The sequence below is a fragment of the Streptomyces sp. NPDC048636 genome (genome assembly GCF_040650655.1).
Lineage (GTDB): Bacteria > Actinomycetota > Actinomycetes > Streptomycetales > Streptomycetaceae > Streptomyces.
This window is the reverse complement of the sequence record NZ_JBEZHR010000012.1, coordinates 116,659-133,394: the sequence shown is the minus strand read 5'-3', so window position 1 is coordinate 133,394 and position 16,736 is coordinate 116,659. Positions and strand designations below refer to the sequence as shown.

Annotated in this window: 15 protein-coding genes; 14 read left to right on the top strand and 1 reads right to left on the bottom strand. The window is 72.2% G+C overall.

The window, feature by feature from the left end:
* Positions 1-163 precede the first annotated feature (163 nt).
* The 11 genes from AB0C66_RS27805 (at position 164) to AB0C66_RS27755 (ending at position 13,354) form a co-directional block, all read left to right on the top strand.
* Positions 164-751: a YqgE/AlgH family protein gene (locus AB0C66_RS27805; RefSeq protein WP_362444219.1), complete on the top strand. Its 588-nt coding sequence runs from the start codon at positions 164-166 to the stop codon at positions 749-751.
* A 107-nt stretch (positions 752-858) separates the two neighbouring features.
* Positions 859-1,167 carry a DUF3039 domain-containing protein gene (locus AB0C66_RS27800; protein ID WP_362444216.1) on the top strand — a complete coding sequence of 103 codons (309 nt, stop codon included), beginning with the start codon at positions 859-861 and terminating at the stop codon, positions 1,165-1,167.
* Between the two features lie 198 nt (positions 1,168-1,365).
* Entirely contained in the window at positions 1,366-1,779 is a 414-nt protein-coding gene (locus AB0C66_RS27795) for a hypothetical protein (protein ID WP_362444213.1), read from the top strand.
* A gap of 133 nt (positions 1,780-1,912) precedes the next feature.
* Positions 1,913-3,241, top strand: a complete 1,329-nt coding sequence (locus AB0C66_RS27790; RefSeq protein ID WP_362444210.1) for an extracellular solute-binding protein — start codon at positions 1,913-1,915, stop codon at positions 3,239-3,241.
* Complete coding sequence (locus tag AB0C66_RS27785) at positions 3,238-4,230, top strand: sugar ABC transporter permease (protein WP_362444207.1); 993 nt, start codon at positions 3,238-3,240, stop codon at positions 4,228-4,230. The genes AB0C66_RS27790 and AB0C66_RS27785 overlap by 4 nt, the downstream gene beginning before the upstream one ends.
* The gene (locus tag AB0C66_RS27780; RefSeq protein ID WP_362444204.1) at positions 4,227-5,096 is read left to right on the top strand and encodes a carbohydrate ABC transporter permease; all 870 of its coding nucleotides are present in this window, start codon (positions 4,227-4,229) and stop codon (positions 5,094-5,096) included. The genes AB0C66_RS27785 and AB0C66_RS27780 overlap by 4 nt, the downstream gene beginning before the upstream one ends.
* 12 nt (positions 5,097-5,108) lie before the next feature.
* Entirely contained in the window at positions 5,109-6,842 is a 1,734-nt protein-coding gene (locus AB0C66_RS27775; protein WP_362444201.1) for a beta-N-acetylhexosaminidase, read from the top strand.
* Positions 6,843-7,114: 272 nt separating this feature from the next.
* On the top strand, positions 7,115-8,014 hold the full coding sequence (locus tag AB0C66_RS27770; RefSeq protein WP_362444198.1) for an FAD binding domain-containing protein: 900 nt from the start codon (positions 7,115-7,117) through the stop codon (positions 8,012-8,014).
* On the top strand, positions 8,011-10,218 hold the full coding sequence (locus AB0C66_RS27765) for a 2Fe-2S iron-sulfur cluster-binding protein (protein WP_362444195.1): 2,208 nt from the start codon (positions 8,011-8,013) through the stop codon (positions 10,216-10,218). Before AB0C66_RS27770 ends, AB0C66_RS27765 begins: the two co-directional genes overlap by 4 nt.
* Complete coding sequence (locus AB0C66_RS27760; RefSeq protein ID WP_362444192.1) at positions 10,215-12,536, top strand: molybdopterin cofactor-binding domain-containing protein; 2,322 nt, start codon at positions 10,215-10,217, stop codon at positions 12,534-12,536. Before AB0C66_RS27765 ends, AB0C66_RS27760 begins: the two co-directional genes overlap by 4 nt.
* 125 nt (positions 12,537-12,661) lie before the next feature.
* Positions 12,662-13,354: a M24 family metallopeptidase gene (locus tag AB0C66_RS27755; RefSeq protein WP_362444419.1), complete on the top strand. Its 693-nt coding sequence runs from the start codon at positions 12,662-12,664 to the stop codon at positions 13,352-13,354.
* A gap of 3 nt (positions 13,355-13,357) precedes the next feature.
* Here AB0C66_RS27755 and AB0C66_RS27750 read toward each other — a convergent pair whose 3' ends face one another.
* On the bottom strand, positions 13,358-14,077 hold the full coding sequence (locus AB0C66_RS27750; RefSeq protein ID WP_362444189.1) for a hypothetical protein: 720 nt from the start codon (positions 14,075-14,077) through the stop codon (positions 13,358-13,360).
* 212 nt (positions 14,078-14,289) lie between these two features.
* Here AB0C66_RS27750 and AB0C66_RS27745 point away from each other — a divergent pair, with 212 nt between their 5' ends.
* From AB0C66_RS27745 to AB0C66_RS27735, 3 genes are all read left to right on the top strand, one after another.
* Entirely contained in the window at positions 14,290-15,087 is a 798-nt protein-coding gene (locus AB0C66_RS27745) for a polysaccharide deacetylase family protein (protein WP_362444186.1), read from the top strand.
* Positions 15,088-15,179: 92 nt separating this feature from the next.
* The gene (locus tag AB0C66_RS27740) at positions 15,180-15,875 is read left to right on the top strand and encodes an alpha/beta hydrolase (RefSeq protein WP_362444183.1); all 696 of its coding nucleotides are present in this window, start codon (positions 15,180-15,182) and stop codon (positions 15,873-15,875) included.
* A 20-nt stretch (positions 15,876-15,895) separates the two neighbouring features.
* Complete coding sequence (locus tag AB0C66_RS27735; RefSeq protein WP_362444180.1) at positions 15,896-16,699, top strand: HEAT repeat domain-containing protein; 804 nt, start codon at positions 15,896-15,898, stop codon at positions 16,697-16,699.
* Positions 16,700-16,736: the final 37 nt, after the last annotated feature.

The window sequence follows — 16,736 nt, the reverse complement described above, 5'->3', positions numbered from 1 at the left end:
GTGCGGCGGTCGTGACGGCATGAATCGGGCAGAACACGTTCCGTGCCGGTCAGGGAGCCCACAGTCATGTGCGCCGCTCCTGCTGTCGTACGCCCCGACCTGCTCTCATACGGGAGTCGGATTCCACTCCCCGTCCGGAGGGGATTTGCGGGATCATGTGGCCATGACGGAGGTGTCCTCGCTCACAGGACGGCTGCTTGTCGCGACACCGGCGCTTGCTGACCCGAACTTCGACCGTGCGGTGGTGCTGCTCCTCGACCACGACGAGGAGGGCTCCCTCGGCGTGGTGCTGAACCGCCCCACCCCGGTGGGGGTCGGCGACATCCTCGAGTCCTGGGCCGCGCTGGCCGGGGAGCCGGGTGTGGTCTTCCAGGGCGGTCCGGTCTCGCTGGACTCCGCGCTGGGCGTGGCCGTCGTGCCGGGTGAGAGCGGCCGGGAGCCGGCGCGCAGCGAGGACGGACCACTCGGCTGGCGCAGAGTGCACGGGGCGATCGGACTGGTCGATCTGGAGGCGCCGCCGGAGCTGCTGGCGGCCGCCGTGGGCAGTCTGCGGATCTTCGCGGGGTACGCGGGCTGGGGGCCGGGCCAGCTGGAGGACGAGCTGTCCGAGGGCGCCTGGTACGTGGTGGAGTCCGAGCCCGGGGACGTCTCCTCACCGGCGCCGGAGCGGCTGTGGCGGGCGGTGCTGCGGCGCCAGCGCAGCGAGCTGGCGATGGTCGCCACCTATCCGGACGACCCGTCGCTGAACTAGTCCGGCGAACTGGGCCCGGTCCGGGGCGATCCTGAGCCGGTCACCGGCAGGAACGTGGCCCGTCGCACATCCGCCGCACCGGGCGGGCATGAGTACCCTAGGGCTGTATGAGCACTCTTGAGCCCGAGCGCGGGGCAGGCACGGGGACCCTCGTTGAGCCGACACCGCAGGTGTCGCACGGTGACGGCGACCACGAGCGCTATGCCCACTATGTGCAGAAAGACAAGATCATGGAGAGCGCGCTCTCCGGATCTCCGGTGGTCGCACTCTGCGGCAAGGTGTGGGTCCCGGGCCGGGACCCGAAGAAGTACCCGGTGTGCCCGATGTGCAAGGAGATCTTCGAGGGCATGGGCTCCGGCGGCGATGACAAGGGCAAGGACGGCGGCAAGGGTGGCAAGGGCGGCGGCCAGAAGTAGCCACCCGGCGCCCTGACCGGCGCCACCCCCTCCCGCTCCACGGCCCCGCGCGCGGTACGTCCGGCCCGCGTCCCCCCACCCCGGGGACGCGGGCCGGACGTACCGCGTTCCGCTGTGCCCGGACGGCGTCGGCGACGAGGTGTGAGGGTTGACGCGTTCCCGGCGCCGCGGCGGTGCCCGCCCAGTAGGGTCGCCCCCATGAGCGGGCGTGCGGAGAGCGGATCGGAGTCGCGCGCGGTCTGTCTGGTGTTCGGGGCGCGGGAGGTCGACGAGCCCGACACGGAAGCCGCGGGCATCTACTGCCAGTTCGAGAAGGACTGGGACGCCCAGCTGGAGCGCTGTGGACGGCTGGCGGAGGAGCGCGGCTACGCGGCCGCGGGCAGCTGTGTGGTGTCGGCGTCACAGCCGGCCCTGCCGCGGCTCCTGGAGTGGGCGGACGACCCGGGGTGCGAGGTCGTCCTCGTCGCGAGCGCCCGCGTACTGGCGCGTATCGAGAGCTCCTGGCCGGACTGGCCCGAGGTGACGGGCCGTCTGAAGACCTCCGGCGCGAGGGTCGAGGCGGCCCCGTATCCCGAACCGTCCTACCCCGGAGAAGAGTTGCCGAAGCGGTAACGGCAAACTTCCTGTGTCACGGAGTGGTTGAGACCTCTTGTCGTGGACGCCCAACATTCCTTAGCCTCACGCATATTGTGCTGAGCGAAATGCGCGTTGCGTTATGTGCAACGCCCTGGTGCTAAGGGTGTCCATGAAGCTGTCCAAGCCCCCCATGCTCTCCCGACGTGTCGCCGCCCCCGCGGCGGCGCTGGTCCTCGCGGGGCTGACCGCCACCGCGTGCGCGCCCTCCACGTCGGACAACAGCTCCAAGAACGACGAGAAGACCGGCACCATGCGGGTGTGGCTCTTCCGCGAGGTCAACAACAAGCCGAAAGAGGACGTGGTCGACGAAGCCGTCGCCGACTTCAAAAAGGAACATGCCGACGTAAAGGTCGATGTCAGTTACATTCCCGTCAACACCCGGGCACAGAAGATCAAGGCGGCCTTCAACGACCCCAAGAGCGCGCCGGACCTGATCGAGTACGGCAACACCGACACCGCCGGGTATGTGAAGGACGGCGGTCTGATGGACATCAGCAAGGAGTTCGGGGCCTGGGACGAGGCCATGAACACCGACCCGACCACGGAGTACTCGGTCACCATCGGCGGCAAGGTGTACGGTGCGCCGCTCTTCGTCGGGGTGCGGGCGCTCTATTACCGCAAGGACGTCTTCAAGGAGCTCGGCCTCAAACCGCCGACCACCCAGGACGAGTTGATTTCCGACGCCAAGAAGATCCGCGCCAAGCATCCGGACATGTACGGAATCGCGGTGGGTGGTGCCTCCACCTATGCCGCGATGCCGTTTATCTGGGCGCATGGCGGTGATATCGCGACGGAAAAGGGCAAGTTCGGCTCCAACCAGTACGACGCGGCCATTGACAGCAGCGACGCCAAAAAGGGCATCAAGGCGTACACCTCGCTCTTCCGCGACGACAACTGCCCGGCCGCCAAGTGCGCCCAGTGGGGCGGCAACGACACCGTCCAGTCCTTCGCCTCGGGCAAGGCGGGCATGGCCATCGCCGGTGACTTCAATCACCAGGCCATCGAGGCGGGGAAGGCCAAGGGCAAGTACGGGGTGGTCCCGCTGCCGGGTGTGAAGAAGGGTGAGGTGGCCCCCGCGTTCGCAGGTGGGAACAATCTGGGCATCCTCAGGAGCACCAGCCACCGCACCCTCTCGGTGGACCTGCTGAAGACCCTCGCCGGGAAGAAGACCCAGACGAAGCTGTTCAACGCGATGGGCTTCCTGCCCACCTTCACCGACGTCCGGGGCGCGGTCGCGCAGAAGCAGCCGTTCGTCAAGCCGTTCGTCAAGACCCTCTCGGACAGCGCCAAGTTCGTCCCGGCCAGCCCCGGCTGGGCCGCGATCGACGCCCAACTGGTGCTGCCCACCATGTTCCAGGAGGTCGTCAGCGGCCGTAAGAGCGTCGATGACGCGGCCTCCGACGCGGCGAAAAAGATGGACGAGGCATTCGCACAGTGAGTCCCGGCACCACCACCAAGCACGCCAGGCCGCGCGCGGCCGCCCCTGCCCACCGTCGCGGTGGGCCGGGCAACGGAGTCGGTCAGGGAGCCAGGCGGCGGAGGGCCTGGACTCCCTGGCTGTACCTCGCCCCGGCCCTGGTCGTCCTGGGCGGACTGCTCGTCTACCCCATCTACCAGCTCGGGCTGATCTCCTTCCTGGAGTACACCCAGGCACAGGTGAGCGGCGGTGAACCGGCGACCTTCCAGGGCTTCGCCAACTACTCCCAGCTCTTCGGCGACAGCCAGTTCTGGGAGGTCACCACCGCCACCCTGGTCTTCGCCGCCGTCTGCGTGGTCTCCACCCTCACGGTGGGCTGCGCGCTGGCGGTGCTGCTGACCCGGGTACGGGCCCTGCCGCGGCTGGCGCTGATGCTGGCCGCGCTGGGCGCCTGGGCCACCCCGGGCATCACCGGCTCCACCGTCTGGGTCTTTCTCTTCGACCCCGACTACGGGCCGGTCAACAAGGTCCTGGTGTGGTTGGGGCTCTCCGGGTTCGAGGACTTCTCCTGGACCTATGACCGCTACAGCGCCTTCGCGCTGGTGCTGTTCGAAGTGGTCTGGTGCTCGTTCCCGTTCGTCATGGTCACCGTCTACGCGGGCATCAAGTCCATCCCGGGGGAGGTGCTGGAGGCGGCCTCCCTCGACGGCGCCTCCCACTGGCGGACCTGGCGCTCGGTCATGGCGCCCATGCTCCGGCCGATCCTGATCGTGGTCACCATCCAGTCGATCATCTGGGACTTCAAGGTCTTCACCCAGATCTATGTGATGACCGACGGCGGCGGGATCGCCGGACAGAACCTCACGCTCAATGTGTACGCGTACCAGAAGGCGTTCGCGTCCTCGCAGTACAGCCTGGGCTCGGCGATCGGCGTGGTGATGCTGCTGATCCTGCTCGTGATCACCCTGGTCTACCTGCGGCTGCTGCGACGTCAGGGAGAAGAACTATGAGCCGTTCCCGTATCTCCCTGCGCGTGCGCCGCCCCTGGCGGCTGCTGGCGGAGGCCACGGCCCTGCTGGTGGCCGCCGTGGTCGCCTTCCCGCTCTACTGGATGGTGCTGTCCGCCTTCAAGCCGGAAGGCGAGATCCAGTCCACCGAGCCCCGCCCCTGGACCACCTCGCCCTCGCTGGACTCCTTCCGGCGCGTCTTCGAACAGGAGGACTTCGGGCGGTACTTCCTCAACAGCCTGTTCGTGGCCGCCGTGGTGGTGGTCGCGTCCGCGCTGATCGCCTTTCTCGCCGCGACCGCGGTCACCCGCTTCCGCTTCCGGTTGCGCACCACCCTGCTGATCATGTTCCTGGTCGCCCAGATGGTGCCGATCGAGGCGCTGACCATCCCCATGTTCTTCCTGATGCGGGACCTGGGGGAGACGGTGCCGGGCATCGGGCTCAACACCCTGGGCTCGCTGATCGTGCCGCATATCGCCTTCTCGCTGCCGTTCGCCGTCTGGATGCTGCGCGGCTTCGTCAAGGCGGTGCCCGAGTCGCTGGAGGAGGCGGCCCATCTCGACGGCGCCAGCCGCTCCCGCTTCCTGTGGCAGATCCTCTTCCCCCTGGTCTTCCCGGGACTTGTCGCGACGAGCGTCTTCTCCTTCATCTCCGCCTGGAACGACTTCCTCTTCGCCAAGTCCTTCATCATCAGCGCCACCGAGAACTCCACGCTCCCGATGGCGCTGCTGGTCTTCTTCAAGGACGAGGGCAACGACTGGGGAGGCATCATGGCCGGGTCCACCGTCATGACCATCCCCGTACTGGTCTTCTTCGTACTCGTACAGCGCCGACTGGTCTCCGGGCTGGGCGGCGCCGTGAAGGACTAAGGACACATATCCATGCCCGGACCCGCCGGTCCCCGTCCCGACCCGACCCCCGACCCCGCGGGCGCAGCCGCCCACGGTCTGATCCCGGCCCCGCGCACCACCTGGGCCACCCTGCCCGGCGGCGAGGGGCGGGCGGGGGGATATGTGCTCGACGAGCACACCCGTATCGAAGCCCGCCCCGGCACCGAGCGGGTGGCCCGCTGGCTGTGCGCCACGGTCGGGGCGGCCACCGGACTGCCGCTGGCGCCGCACACCGCCGCGGACGGCGACGCCGGACGCGTCCTGCTGCGCCTCGACCCCGAACTGGAGCGCAGACTCGGCGCCGAGGGCCACCGCGTGGTGGTGGACGACCGCGGGGCCGTCATCGAGGGCGGCAGCGAGACGGGCGTCTTCTGGGGCGCCCAGACCTTCCGTCAGCTCCTCGGCCCGGACGCCTTCCGCCGGGCCCCCATCGACCCCGCCCGGCACCAGTGGCGGCTGCCCGCCCTCGGCGTGGAGGACGCGCCCCGCTTCGGCTGGCGGGGGCTGATGCTCGACGTGGCACGGCACTTCATGCCCAAGGACGGCGTCTTCGCCTATCTCGACCTGCTGGCCGCCCACAAGCTCAATGTGCTGCATCTGCATCTCACCGACGACCAGGGCTGGCGGCTGGAGATCCGCCGCTACCCCGGACTCACCGAGGTCGGCGGCTGGCGACCGCGCACCAAACTGGGCCACCGCGCCTCACCGCTGTGGGATCCGCGCCCGCACGGCGGGCACTACACCCAGGACGACATCCGCGAGATCGTGGCCTACGCCGCCGAGCGGCACATCACCGTCGTGCCCGAGATCGACATCCCCGGGCACTCGGGCGCCGCCATCGCCGCCTATCCGGAACTGGGCAACTCCGATGTGGTCGACACCTCCTCGCTCGGGGTGCTCACCACCTGGCGCACCAATCCGAACGTACTCTCGCCCACCGACAGCACGCTCCGCTTCTACGAGAATGTGCTGGAGGAGGTGCTCGAACTGTTCCCCGGGACCTTTGTGCACCTCGGCGGCGACGAGTGCCCCAAGGACCAGTGGAAGGCGTCCCCGGCCGCCCAGGCGCGCATCCGTGACCTCGGACTGGCGGACGAGGACGAGCTCCAGAGCTGGTTCATCCGGCACTTCGGGCTCTGGCTGCGGGAGCGCGGCCGCCGGCTGATCGGCTGGGACGAGATCCTCGAGGGCGGCGGCGAGCGCGGCGGCGGTCTGGCGCCCGGCGCCGCGGTGGCCTCCTGGCGCGGCTACGCGGGCGGCGTCGCCGCGGCCCGCGCCGGTCACGACGTGGTCATGTGCCCCGAACAACAGGTCTACTTCGACCACCGGCAGGCGGCGGGCGATGACGAACCGGTGCCCATCGGATATGTCCGTACCCTGGAGGACGTCTACCGCTTCGATCCGGTTCCGCCGCGGCTCGACGACGCCGCCGCGGAACGGGTGCTGGGCGCCCAGGCCAATGTCTGGACCGAGGTGATGGAGGACCGCCGCCGCGTCGACTACCAGACCTTTCCCCGGCTCGCCGCCTTCGCCGAGGCCGTCTGGTCCGCCCTGCCGCCGCCGCCCGAGCGGGACTTCACGGAGTTCCAGGGGCGCATGGCGGCGCACTACGCGCGGCTGGACGCGCTGGGCGTGAGCTACCGCCCGCCCACCGGGCCGCACCCCTGGCAGCGGCGCCCCGGCATCCTCGGACGTCCGCTCGACGGATCGCCCCCGATCGTGTGAGCCGCCCGCAAGCGGTCCACCCCGGCGCCCCGCCCCTGCCACCGTGGGACCCACGCAAGCCCAAATCGCACAAGGGTCCCTGAAACGTGGCAATCCACACCGGGCGGAGACATCGTCGCAAACCCGTACCATCCCCCAGGTCAGGGACGGATCCATGGATCACGGACCCTCGTGACGGTGGACTCGGAAGATGTGCCAGAGTTGCCACGTCCGGGCTGTCAGCACGTACCGTACGGCGCAACAGCCGGGACACCGGGGAAGGGGCAGCTGGGTTGACCACGCACGCACCGCAGGCGGCGCACACGGTGACGTTGCCGGGCTCGCTCGATGAGGCCGTGGCGGCACTGACCGCCATGCCCGCCGCCGTGCCCGTCGCCGGCGGCACCGATCTGATGGCCGCGGTCAACTCCGGCCTGCTGCGGCCCGCCGGACTCGTCGGCCTCGGCCGGATCAGCGAGATCCGCGGCTGGCGCTATCTGGACGGACACGCCCTGCTCGGCGCCGGACTCACCCACGCCCGGATGGGCCGCCCCGACTTCGCCGCGCTGATCCCGGCGCTGGCCGCGGCCGCGCGGGCCGCCGGACCACCACAGATCCGTAACGCGGGCACCCTCGGCGGCAATATCGTCAGCGCCGCCCCCACCGGCGACGCGCTGCCGGTGCTCGCCGCCCTGGAGGCCACCGTCATCATCGCCGGGCCCGAGGGCTCCCGCCGGGAGATCCCGGTCAGCCATCTGCTGGCCGGGGTCGAAATGCTGCGCCCCGGGGAACTCGTCGGATTCGTCCGGGTCCCGCTGCTGCACGCCCCGCAGACCTTCCTCAAGGCCACCGGCCGCACCGGTCCCGGCCGGGCCACCGCCTCGGTCGCCGTGGTGCTCGACCCGGCCCGGCGCGGAGTGCGCTGCGCGGTCGGGGCGGTCGCGCCGATGCCGCTGCGCCCGCTGGAGGCCGAGCGCTGGGTCGCCTCGCTGATCGACTGGGACGGTGAGCGCGGTCATCTCGACCCGCAGGTCACCACGGCCTTCGGCGAGTACGTCGCCGCCGCGTGCATCCCCGACCCGCCCCCCGCGGAGGACGGCGCCGAGCAGGTCACCCTGCCGCCCGCCGCGCTCCACCTGAGGCGTACGGTGGCAGCCTTGGCCCGCCGAGCACTGGGGAGGGCACTCGCGTGAGTGACGAACAGCGGCCGCACCGACCGGAACCGGGCAGCGGCTGGCAGCCGATGCCGCACGGCTCCGACTGGGACGCCGACTCGACGGCCTTCGTACAGCTGCCGCCCGACTACGCCTTCCCGGACCCGTCCGACCCCTCCGGCAGCTGGGATCCGCTCGCCGCGCCCGGTACGGGCTACACCCCGCCGCCGGTGACCGGCGGCCCCGATGGACACGACGGCCAGGGCGGCCAGGGCGCGCCCTCGCAGGGCGGCCAGTGGCAGCCCCCGCACGGTCAGCCGGGCCACGGCCCCGCGGCGCACGGCCAGGGCGGCCATGACCCCGGTGCGACCGGGCAGTGGACCATGCCCCCCGCCACCGACGGCTCCGGCTACGGCTACGGCGGCCAGCCCGACCCGTTCACACCCCGCGCGAGCCAGTGGCCGGCGCCCGCCGAGGACCCGCACGCCCCGCAGACCGGTCACTGGCCGGTGCGCGGCGCGGAGCCGGTGGACGACTGGCCGGTGCCCGCCTCCTCCGACGACGGCACCGGCGCCCCGGTGCACACCAGCCAGTGGACGATCCCGGTCGCGGGCGACGAGGTGGACGAGACCGGTGAGTACCGCGTCGACGACCACCCCGGCCCGGCCGCCCCGCCCTACGGCGGCGCCCAGGGCGGCCCCCGGGATCCGCAGACCACCGCCGAGTGGCGGATCCCGTTCGCCGACGCCGGACCCGGCCGCCAGCAGGGCCCTCAGCAGCCGAGCCAGCAAGGGGGGACCGGCCAGTGGTCGATCCCGCCCGACGCCGAAGGCGCGGAGCGGTCCGGCGAGTACGCGGCCGAGGGCCGTTCCGCGCCCGCGCCGCGCCCGGCGCCCGCACGGCGTCCGCTGCGGATGCCCGGCACCGGGGACCGCGCGCAGTCGAGCGGTCCCGGCGCCGCCCCGGAGGCGGACCCGGCCACCGATCAGAGCTGGCACGGCTCCGCCGGGGACTCGGGCGAGTTCCCCGGCGCCGCCGCGCACACCGGCCTGCGCACCCCGCCCCACGGCAGCCCGGTGCCCGCGGCGCCCGACGACCCGGCCTGGCCCGCGCCCGGTGACTCCGGTGCGTACCCGGTGGACCCCGAGCACGGGGGCCGCAGCACCCCGCCGCACGGCAGCCCGGCGCCCGGCCTGCCGCGACAGCCGGGCCGGCAGGGCGAGTTCACCGGGGAGACCCACGCCGGGGACAGCCACGGCCGGGACGCCCTCGGCCACGCCGCCCCCGAGAACGAGCCCGGCGCGCGCGCCGGTGACACCGCGGACCGGACCGCCCCGCATCCGGATGCCGAAGCCGAGGGCCAGGAACGGCCCGCGGCCGAGGACGAGTTCACCGAGGCCCCGGCCGAGGCCCCGGCCGAGGCCCCGGAGACCCCCGGGACGGCCGCGCCCGCCGAGGACCCGGCCGACGCTCCGGAGGCCGCCGACGACCCCGCCGAACCCCTTCCGGCCGACGCCCCGTCCGACCCCGGGGCCGACGCCCCGGAGCGGGACGGCGCGGCGGCCGCCACCGGCGGGACCGGCACCGACGCGGAGCCGCCCCACAGCGAACACCCGCAGGCCTCCTACGTCCTGCGGGTCAACGGCGCGGACCGCCCGGTGACCGACTCCTGGATCGGCGAGTCCCTGCTCTATGTGCTGCGCGAGCGGCTGGGCCTGGCCGGGGCCAAGGACGGCTGCTCACAGGGCGAGTGCGGCGCCTGCTCGGTCCAGGTGGACGGGCGGCTGGTCGCCTCCTGCCTGGTGCCCGCCGCCACCGCCGCGGGCTCCGAGGTCCGTACCGTCGAGGGCCTGTCGGTGGACGGCCGGCCCTCCGACGTACAGCGCGCCCTGGCCGAATGCGGCGCGGTGCAGTGCGGGTTCTGCGTACCCGGCCTCGCGATGACCGTGCACGACCTGCTCGAGGGCAACCACGCCCCCACCGACCAGGAGACCCGTCAGGCGATCTGCGGCAACCTCTGCCGCTGCTCCGGCTACCGCCCGGTGGTCGACGCCGTCCGCGAGGTCGTCGCGGGCCGCGAGGCGGCCGAGGAGGCCGCGGCCGGGGGCACCGAGGACACCGAAGGCGGTGCCACCCAGGACGGGGCCCGCATTCCGCACCAGGCGGGCCCGTCCGGCCCGCCCGGGATCGGCGGCCACGGCAGCGCGAACGGAACCGGCAGCGGCAGCGGAAGGGCATCATGACCGGAATCGCGGACGGCGCCGGAGCCGTCACCGCCACCCCCGCGGCCGGTACCCCCATCTCGCCCCCACCGCCCACGATGGGCCTGGGCATCTCGCTGCCCGCCGCCGAAGCGGTGGCCAAGACCTCGGGCACCTTCCCGTACGCGGCCGACCTGTGGGCCGAGGGGCTGCTGTGGGCCGCCGTGCTGCGCTCACCGCATCCGCACGCCCGTATCGTCTCCGTCGACACCACCCAGGCCGCCCGGATGCCCGGCGTCCACGCGGTGGTCACCCACTCCGACGTACCCGGTGACGTCGCCCACGGCCGCCGGGTCGCCGACCGCCCCGTCTTCGCCAAGGACGTGGTCCGCCACCACGGCGAGCCCATCGCCGCCGTCGCCGCCGACCACCCCGACACCGCCCGGCTCGCCGCGGCCGCCATCGCCGTCGAGTACGAGGTGCTGGACCCGGTCACCGACCCCGAGCAGGCCTTCGCCGCCGAACCGCTGCACCCCGACGGCAATCTCGTCCGCCATATCCCGCTGAGCTTCGGCGACCCCGATGTCGTCGGCGAGGTCATCGTCGAGGGCCTGTACCGCATCGGCCGCCAGGACCCCGCCCCCATCGGCGCCGAGGCGGGGCTCGCCGTACCGCGCCCCGACGGCGGGGTGGAGATCTACACCGCCTCCACCGATCCGCACGCCGACCGCGACCTCGCCGCCGCCTGCTTCGGCCTGGAGCCAGAGCGCGTCAAGGTCGTCGTCACCGGTGTGCCCGGTGCGATGGGCGAGCGCGAGGACCCCGGGATGCAACTCCCGCTCGGGCTGCTGGCGCTGCGCACCGGCCACCCCGTCAAACTGGCGGCCACCCGTGAGGAATCCTTCCTCGGCCACCCGCACCGCCACCCCACCCTGCTGCGCTACCGCCACCACGCGGACGCCGAGGGCAGGCTGCTGAAGGTCGAGGCCCAGATCCTGCTGGACGCGGGCGCCTACGCGGACTCCTCCGGCGACTCGCTCGCCGCCGCCGTCTCCTTCGCCTGTGGCCCCTACGTCGTCCCGCACGCCTTCATCGAGGGCTGGGCGGTACGCACCAACAACCCGCCGTCCGGCCATGTGCGCGGCGAGGGCGCCATGCAGGTGTGCGCCGCCTACGAGGGCCAGATGGACAAGCTGGCCGCCAAGCTGGGCATCGACCCCGCCGAGATCCGGCTGCGCAACGCGATGGCCACCGGCGATCTGCTGCCGACCGGACAGACCGTCACCTGTCCGGCCCCGGTCGCCGAACTGCTCCACGCCGTACGGGACGCCCCGCTGCCGCCCCTCCCCAAGGACGACCCCGAGGAGGAGTGGCTGCTGCCCGGCGGCGCCGAGGGCGCGGGTGACCCGGCCGCCGTGCGCCGCGGTGTCGGTTACGCGCTGGGCATGGTCCATATGCTCGGCGCCGAGGGCACCGACGAGGTCTCCACCGCCACCGTCAAGGTCACCGGACCGGTCGCCACCGTCATCTGCGCGGCCGTCGAGACCGGCCAGGGCTTCACCACCCTGGCCCGCCAGATCGTGCAGGACGTCCTCGGTATCGAGGAGGTCCACGTCGCCCCGGTCGACACCGACCAGCCGCCCGCCGGTCCCGCCTCGCGCGGCCGCCACACCTGGGTCTCGGGCGGTGCCGTCGAGCGCGCCGCCAAGATGGTCCGCACCCAGCTCCTCCAGCCGCTGGCCCATAAGTTCGGCATGTCCACCGAGCTGCTGACCATCGCCGACGGCAAGATCACCTCCTATGACGGGGTGCTCAGCACCACCGTCGAGGAGGCCCTGGAGGGCAAGGAGCTCTGGGCCACCGCCCAGTGCCGCCCCCACCCCACCGAACCGCTGGACGAGACAGGCCAGGGCGACGCCTTCGTCGGCCTCGCCTACTGCGCGGTGCGCTGCGTGGTCGACGTCGACATCGAGATCGGTGCCGTCCGCGTCGTCGACATGACCGTCGCCCAGGACGTCGGCCGGGTCCTCAACCCCCGCCAGCTGCGCTCCCGGATCGAGTCCGGCATCACCTTCGGCATCGGCACCGCCCTCACCGAGAACCTCCGCACCTCCCGTGGCGTGGTCCGCCGTCCGGATCTCACCGGCTACGCCCTGCCGACCGCCCTGGACGTCCCCGACATCCGGATCGTCAAACTGGTCGAGGAGCGCGATGTGGTCGCCCCGTTCGGCGCCAAGGCCGCCAGCGCGATCCCCATCGTCACCTCCCCGGCCGCCGTGGCCGCCGCCGTCCGCGCCGCCACCGGCCGCCCGGTCAACCGCCTCCCGATCCGCCCGCAGTCCGCCGTGGTCAATCGCTGACGAGCCGCCACCGGCGGGCCGCCGACAAGGCCCCGATCACCTCCCAACTCGGGCCCTGTGCAAGGCTTGGCGGTGTATTCGGCCCACATATGTGCCCACATATGTGCTGAAGAACGGGGATGAGCATGGCAGTTGAGGAAAGCGGGCGTATCGCGGGGCTGATCGCCGCGCAGGAGAAGGCGATCGCCCTGTTCGCCGAGGTCGAGGCGCGCGGGCTGGTGGCCCCCGGCCGGGGCGAGCGGGAGGTGAGCGACCACATCCGCGACCTGGCGAACGAGATGTTCGGCACCACCAAGCACTGGCACAAGCGGATCATCCGCTCCGGTCCCAACACGTTGCGGCCCTACAAGGACAACCCGCCGGACCGGACCATCGGCGAGGACGACGTGGCCTTCGCCGACTTCGGCCCGATCTTCGAGGAGTACGAGGCCGACTTCGGCCGTACCTACGTCTTCGGCGACGACCCCGACAAGCACCGGCTCCTGGCGGACCTGCCGCGCATCTTCGACGCCGGTCGCGCCGTCTTCCGGAAGACCGAGGACATCACCGGCGCGCAGCTGTACGCGGAGGTGGAGCGCATGGCCGCCGAGGCGGGCTGGGAGATCGGCATCTGGCACGCCGGGCACCTGGTCGGCGAGTTCCCGCACGAGACCAACGACGGGGTGAAGGCCGAGTCCTACATCACCCCCGAGAACCACACCCCGCTGCGCCGCACCGACCGGTCCGGCCGTATCTGCCACTGGATCCTGGAGCTCCATTTCGTCGATCGGGCGAAGGGCTTCGGCGGCTTCTACGAGCAGCTGCTCGATCTCGCGTAACCCTCACGGCCGTCCCGACCGGCGGAGCACCGGATGGTCGAGATCGTCATTGCCGACCACGATCGTGGCGTGTGCGGCGGGGTCGATCTCGGCCAGATAGTGCCGGCAGGCGGCGTGGTAGCGGGTGTCGAAGGCGTGCTCGGCCCGGTCCAGGCCGCCGAACAGGCCGGTGTCGCGCCGGGTGCCACGGCGGCGCGCCACCGGGAAGCTGGTGTCGGTGAACACCACCTCGTCCCACAGACCGGCCAGTTCGGGGCGCTGGAGGAAGCTGCCGTCCACCACGAGCACCGCGTCGGCCGGGGCGGTGACCGGGGGTTCGTCGACCGGCCGGTCCTCGGCCAGGTCGATGAGGGCGCGCCGGTAACGGTGGTCACCGCCCGGCCCGAGCGGGAGAAGGACCGCGTGGGCGAAGCCGGGGAAGTCGTAGGCGTCCTGGTAGTACCCGAGTGCGGAGTCGCGGCCCTGCCGGTGCCGGTGCGCGCGCGGGTGGTGGAAGCCGTCCATGGACAGCTGGATCGCCGGACGGCCCCGCCGGTCGACCTCGGCGGCGATGGCGCGGGCGAGGGTGGTCTTTCCGGCGCCGGTGACGCCGTCCACCGCGACGCGCAGCGGATGTCCGGGGTGGCGGGCGATCAGCTGGTCGGCGATCCGCCCGATCACCCGGTCCCGGGTGGGCGCGGTGGTGTCAACGCTCCCGGTGGAGCGGGCCGGTTCGATGGTCATGGTGCGGCTCCCCCGCGTTCCCTCCCGGGCGTCTGCCCGGGACTCCTTGTGAGTTCCGAAAGGGAACCTACTAGACGTTCCTCGTCTCAACAGGCCCTGGCCCGTTCCCTGGTACGGGAATGTGCGAGATCCGTAACAGATGGATCCTTCTTCCCTCATATTCCGTCCTCCTGGGTGCGAAAGCGGCAGAGAAGACATGAGGAGCGGCGGACATGGGACGGCACCGGATCATGGGGACGAACGGCCGAGTGCTGATTGCGGCCGTCGGTGTGGCGGGGGTGACCGCCCTGGCCGCCGTGTGGACCGCCCAGGCCGGATCCATCGAGTCGGTGCCGAGCGCGGCACCGAAGCCGAAGCCGATCGTGGGCCAGACCTCCAAGCCGGACCCCGAACTGCCCGACCCCAAGGTCAACATGGATATCGCCCACGCCTCCGACAAGGGCCCCAAGGGCGTCAACATCACCATCGACGACGGCCCGGACCCGAACTGGACCCCCAAGGTCCTCCAGGTGCTCAAGGCCCATCACGCCAAGGCCACCTTCTGTATGGTCGGCCCGCAGGCCCAGGCCCACCCGGACCTGGTCAAGGCGGTCGTGGCGGCCGGACACCGGCTCTGCGACCACTCGATATCGCATGACACCGGTATGGACAAGAAGTCGCGCGCCTACCAGTCCAAGGAGGTCCTGGAGGCCCGGAGCATGATCGTCAAGGCGTCGGGGGGCGTCAAGCCGCTCTACTACCGCGCCCCGGGCGGTGCGTTCACCCCGTACAGCCGCCAGATCGCCGCCGCGAAGGGCATGCGGCCGCTCGGCTGGAACGTGGACTCCAAGGACTTCGAGAAGCCGGGCTCCGCCGCCATGGTCAACACCGTCAAGAACGAGATCTCCAACGGCCCGACCGTGCTCTTCCACGACGCGGGCGGCGACCGTGGCCAGACCGTCGAGGCGCTGGGCCAGATCCTGCCGTGGCTGAAGCAGCAGGGCTACACTTTCGGTTTCCCGGTCCGCTGACGGCGGCCGCGCGGTCCCGCCTCCGGCCAAACGCCGGACACAACTCCGTCCGGGTCACCCCCGTTGTCGTACCCCCGCGCTACGGTGCCGCCATGGCTGAATTCGTACTCGTGGCAGGGGCCTGGCTCGGCGCGTGGGCCTGGGACGACGTGGTGCCGGAGCTGCGCGCCGCCGGGCACGGCACCCATCCGCTGACGCTCTCTGGCGTGGCCGACAAGCGGGGCGTACCGGCCGGACAACAGACGCATGTCCGGGACATCGTCGACGAGATCGAGCGCCGTGATCTGAGGGACGTCATCCTCGTCGGCCACAGCTACTCCGGGATTCCGGTCGGCCAGGCCGCCGAGCGGATCGGCGCCCGGCTGGCCCGGATGGTCTTCGTCGACGCCAATGTCCCGGTGGACGGTGAGTCGTTCGTGATGAGCTGGCCGGAGGGCCGGTCGATCGTCGAGGCGTCCTGCGCCGACCACGACGGCTTCTGGGCCCCGCTCACCGCCGCCGACTTCGCACACCAGGGCCTTACCGACGAGCAGATCGGCCGCATCGTCAGCGGTGCCACCCCGCACCCCGGCGCCACCCTCACCGAGCCCGCCGCCCTCGCCCGCTCCCTCGGCGGGCTCCCCGCGACCTATGTCAAGTGCCTCCTCGACGGCACCGAACCGTCCCCCGACGTCGCCCGGCTGCTCACCAGCGACCGCTGGCGGCTGGTCCGGATGGACACCGGCCACTGGCCGATGTTCTCCCAGCCCCGTGAGCTGGCCCGGGTCCTGCTCGACGCGGCGGGCTGAGCCGGGGGAGGATCCCCCTCATGGCCATGTTCGTGCATCTGACGTCGGCGGCCGACGCCCCGCGCATCCGGCGGTCCGGCATCCGCGCCTCCGGCCACGGTCAGGGCGGGGCGCGCGGGGTGTACTGCTTCCCGGTGCTGCCGTCGTACACCCTCACCCACCAATGGCTGCGCGAGCTGGCCCGGTTCGGCCGAAGGGGCGGGCTGGTCGCCGTCCACGTACGGCTGGACGACGCCCAGCCCGTCCTGACCGGCCACTACGGGGACCGCGCGCGGGACGCCCAGGAAACGGTCCCCGCCGCCGAGGCGGTGCGGCGGATCGCGGCGCTGGACGATCCACGCGGCTGGGAGGTGTTCGTCCCCCGGGCGATCCGTCCCCGCGAGATCCACCGCGTCCGCACCGCCCCCCAGGTCGTCGGCTGGCGGTACCGGCCGGACGCGCACGGCGTCCGCCCCTGCACCTGCTTCGGCTGCCGGGTGCGCGGCGATTACGGATCGCGGCGGCTGCGCGAGCGGCTGCCCCATCCGCTGGACGGCCCGCCGCCACCGCCCCGGGCGCTGCTCGCCCGGATCGCCGCCGCGGGCACCCCCGGCGACCCGGCCGCGCTGCGGGAGGTACTCCACTGGTTCGGTATGCGGCGACGGGGCCCGATCGACCAACTCGCCCCTCTCGCCGGCCATCCCGACCCCACGGTGCGGGAGGAGCTGGTGTGGGCGGTCGGCCGCTGGACCACCCCCGGCGTCGGCGAGCTGCTGGACGGCCTCGCCGACGACCCGCACCCGGACGTCCGCGAGGCGGTGGCGGAGGTCCGTGAGCCGTGGTGATCACTGACTCCCTGTCGTGCCGGACCCGGGGCCGCCC

Bases quoted from the DNA above. Each gene is read 5' to 3' on its own strand.
- AB0C66_RS27805 (WP_362444219.1), top strand. From the start codon at position 164: ATGACGGAGGTGTCCTCGCTCACAGGACGGCTGCTTGTCGCGACACCG.
- AB0C66_RS27800 (WP_362444216.1), top strand. From the start codon at position 859: ATGAGCACTCTTGAGCCCGAGCGCGGGGCAGGCACGGGGACCCTCGTT.
- AB0C66_RS27795 (WP_362444213.1), top strand. From the start codon at position 1,366: ATGAGCGGGCGTGCGGAGAGCGGATCGGAGTCGCGCGCGGTCTGTCTG.
- AB0C66_RS27790 (WP_362444210.1), top strand. From the start codon at position 1,913: ATGAAGCTGTCCAAGCCCCCCATGCTCTCCCGACGTGTCGCCGCCCCC.
- AB0C66_RS27780 (WP_362444204.1), top strand. From the start codon at position 4,227: ATGAGCCGTTCCCGTATCTCCCTGCGCGTGCGCCGCCCCTGGCGGCTG.
- AB0C66_RS27775 (WP_362444201.1), top strand. From the start codon at position 5,109: ATGCCCGGACCCGCCGGTCCCCGTCCCGACCCGACCCCCGACCCCGCG.
- AB0C66_RS27760 (WP_362444192.1), top strand. From the start codon at position 10,215: ATGACCGGAATCGCGGACGGCGCCGGAGCCGTCACCGCCACCCCCGCG.
- AB0C66_RS27755 (WP_362444419.1), top strand. From the start codon at position 12,662: ATGGCAGTTGAGGAAAGCGGGCGTATCGCGGGGCTGATCGCCGCGCAG.
- AB0C66_RS27750 (WP_362444189.1), bottom strand. From the start codon at position 14,077: ATGACCATCGAACCGGCCCGCTCCACCGGGAGCGTTGACACCACCGCG.
- AB0C66_RS27745 (WP_362444186.1), top strand. From the start codon at position 14,290: ATGGGACGGCACCGGATCATGGGGACGAACGGCCGAGTGCTGATTGCG.
- AB0C66_RS27740 (WP_362444183.1), top strand. From the start codon at position 15,180: ATGGCTGAATTCGTACTCGTGGCAGGGGCCTGGCTCGGCGCGTGGGCC.
- AB0C66_RS27735 (WP_362444180.1), top strand. From the start codon at position 15,896: ATGGCCATGTTCGTGCATCTGACGTCGGCGGCCGACGCCCCGCGCATC.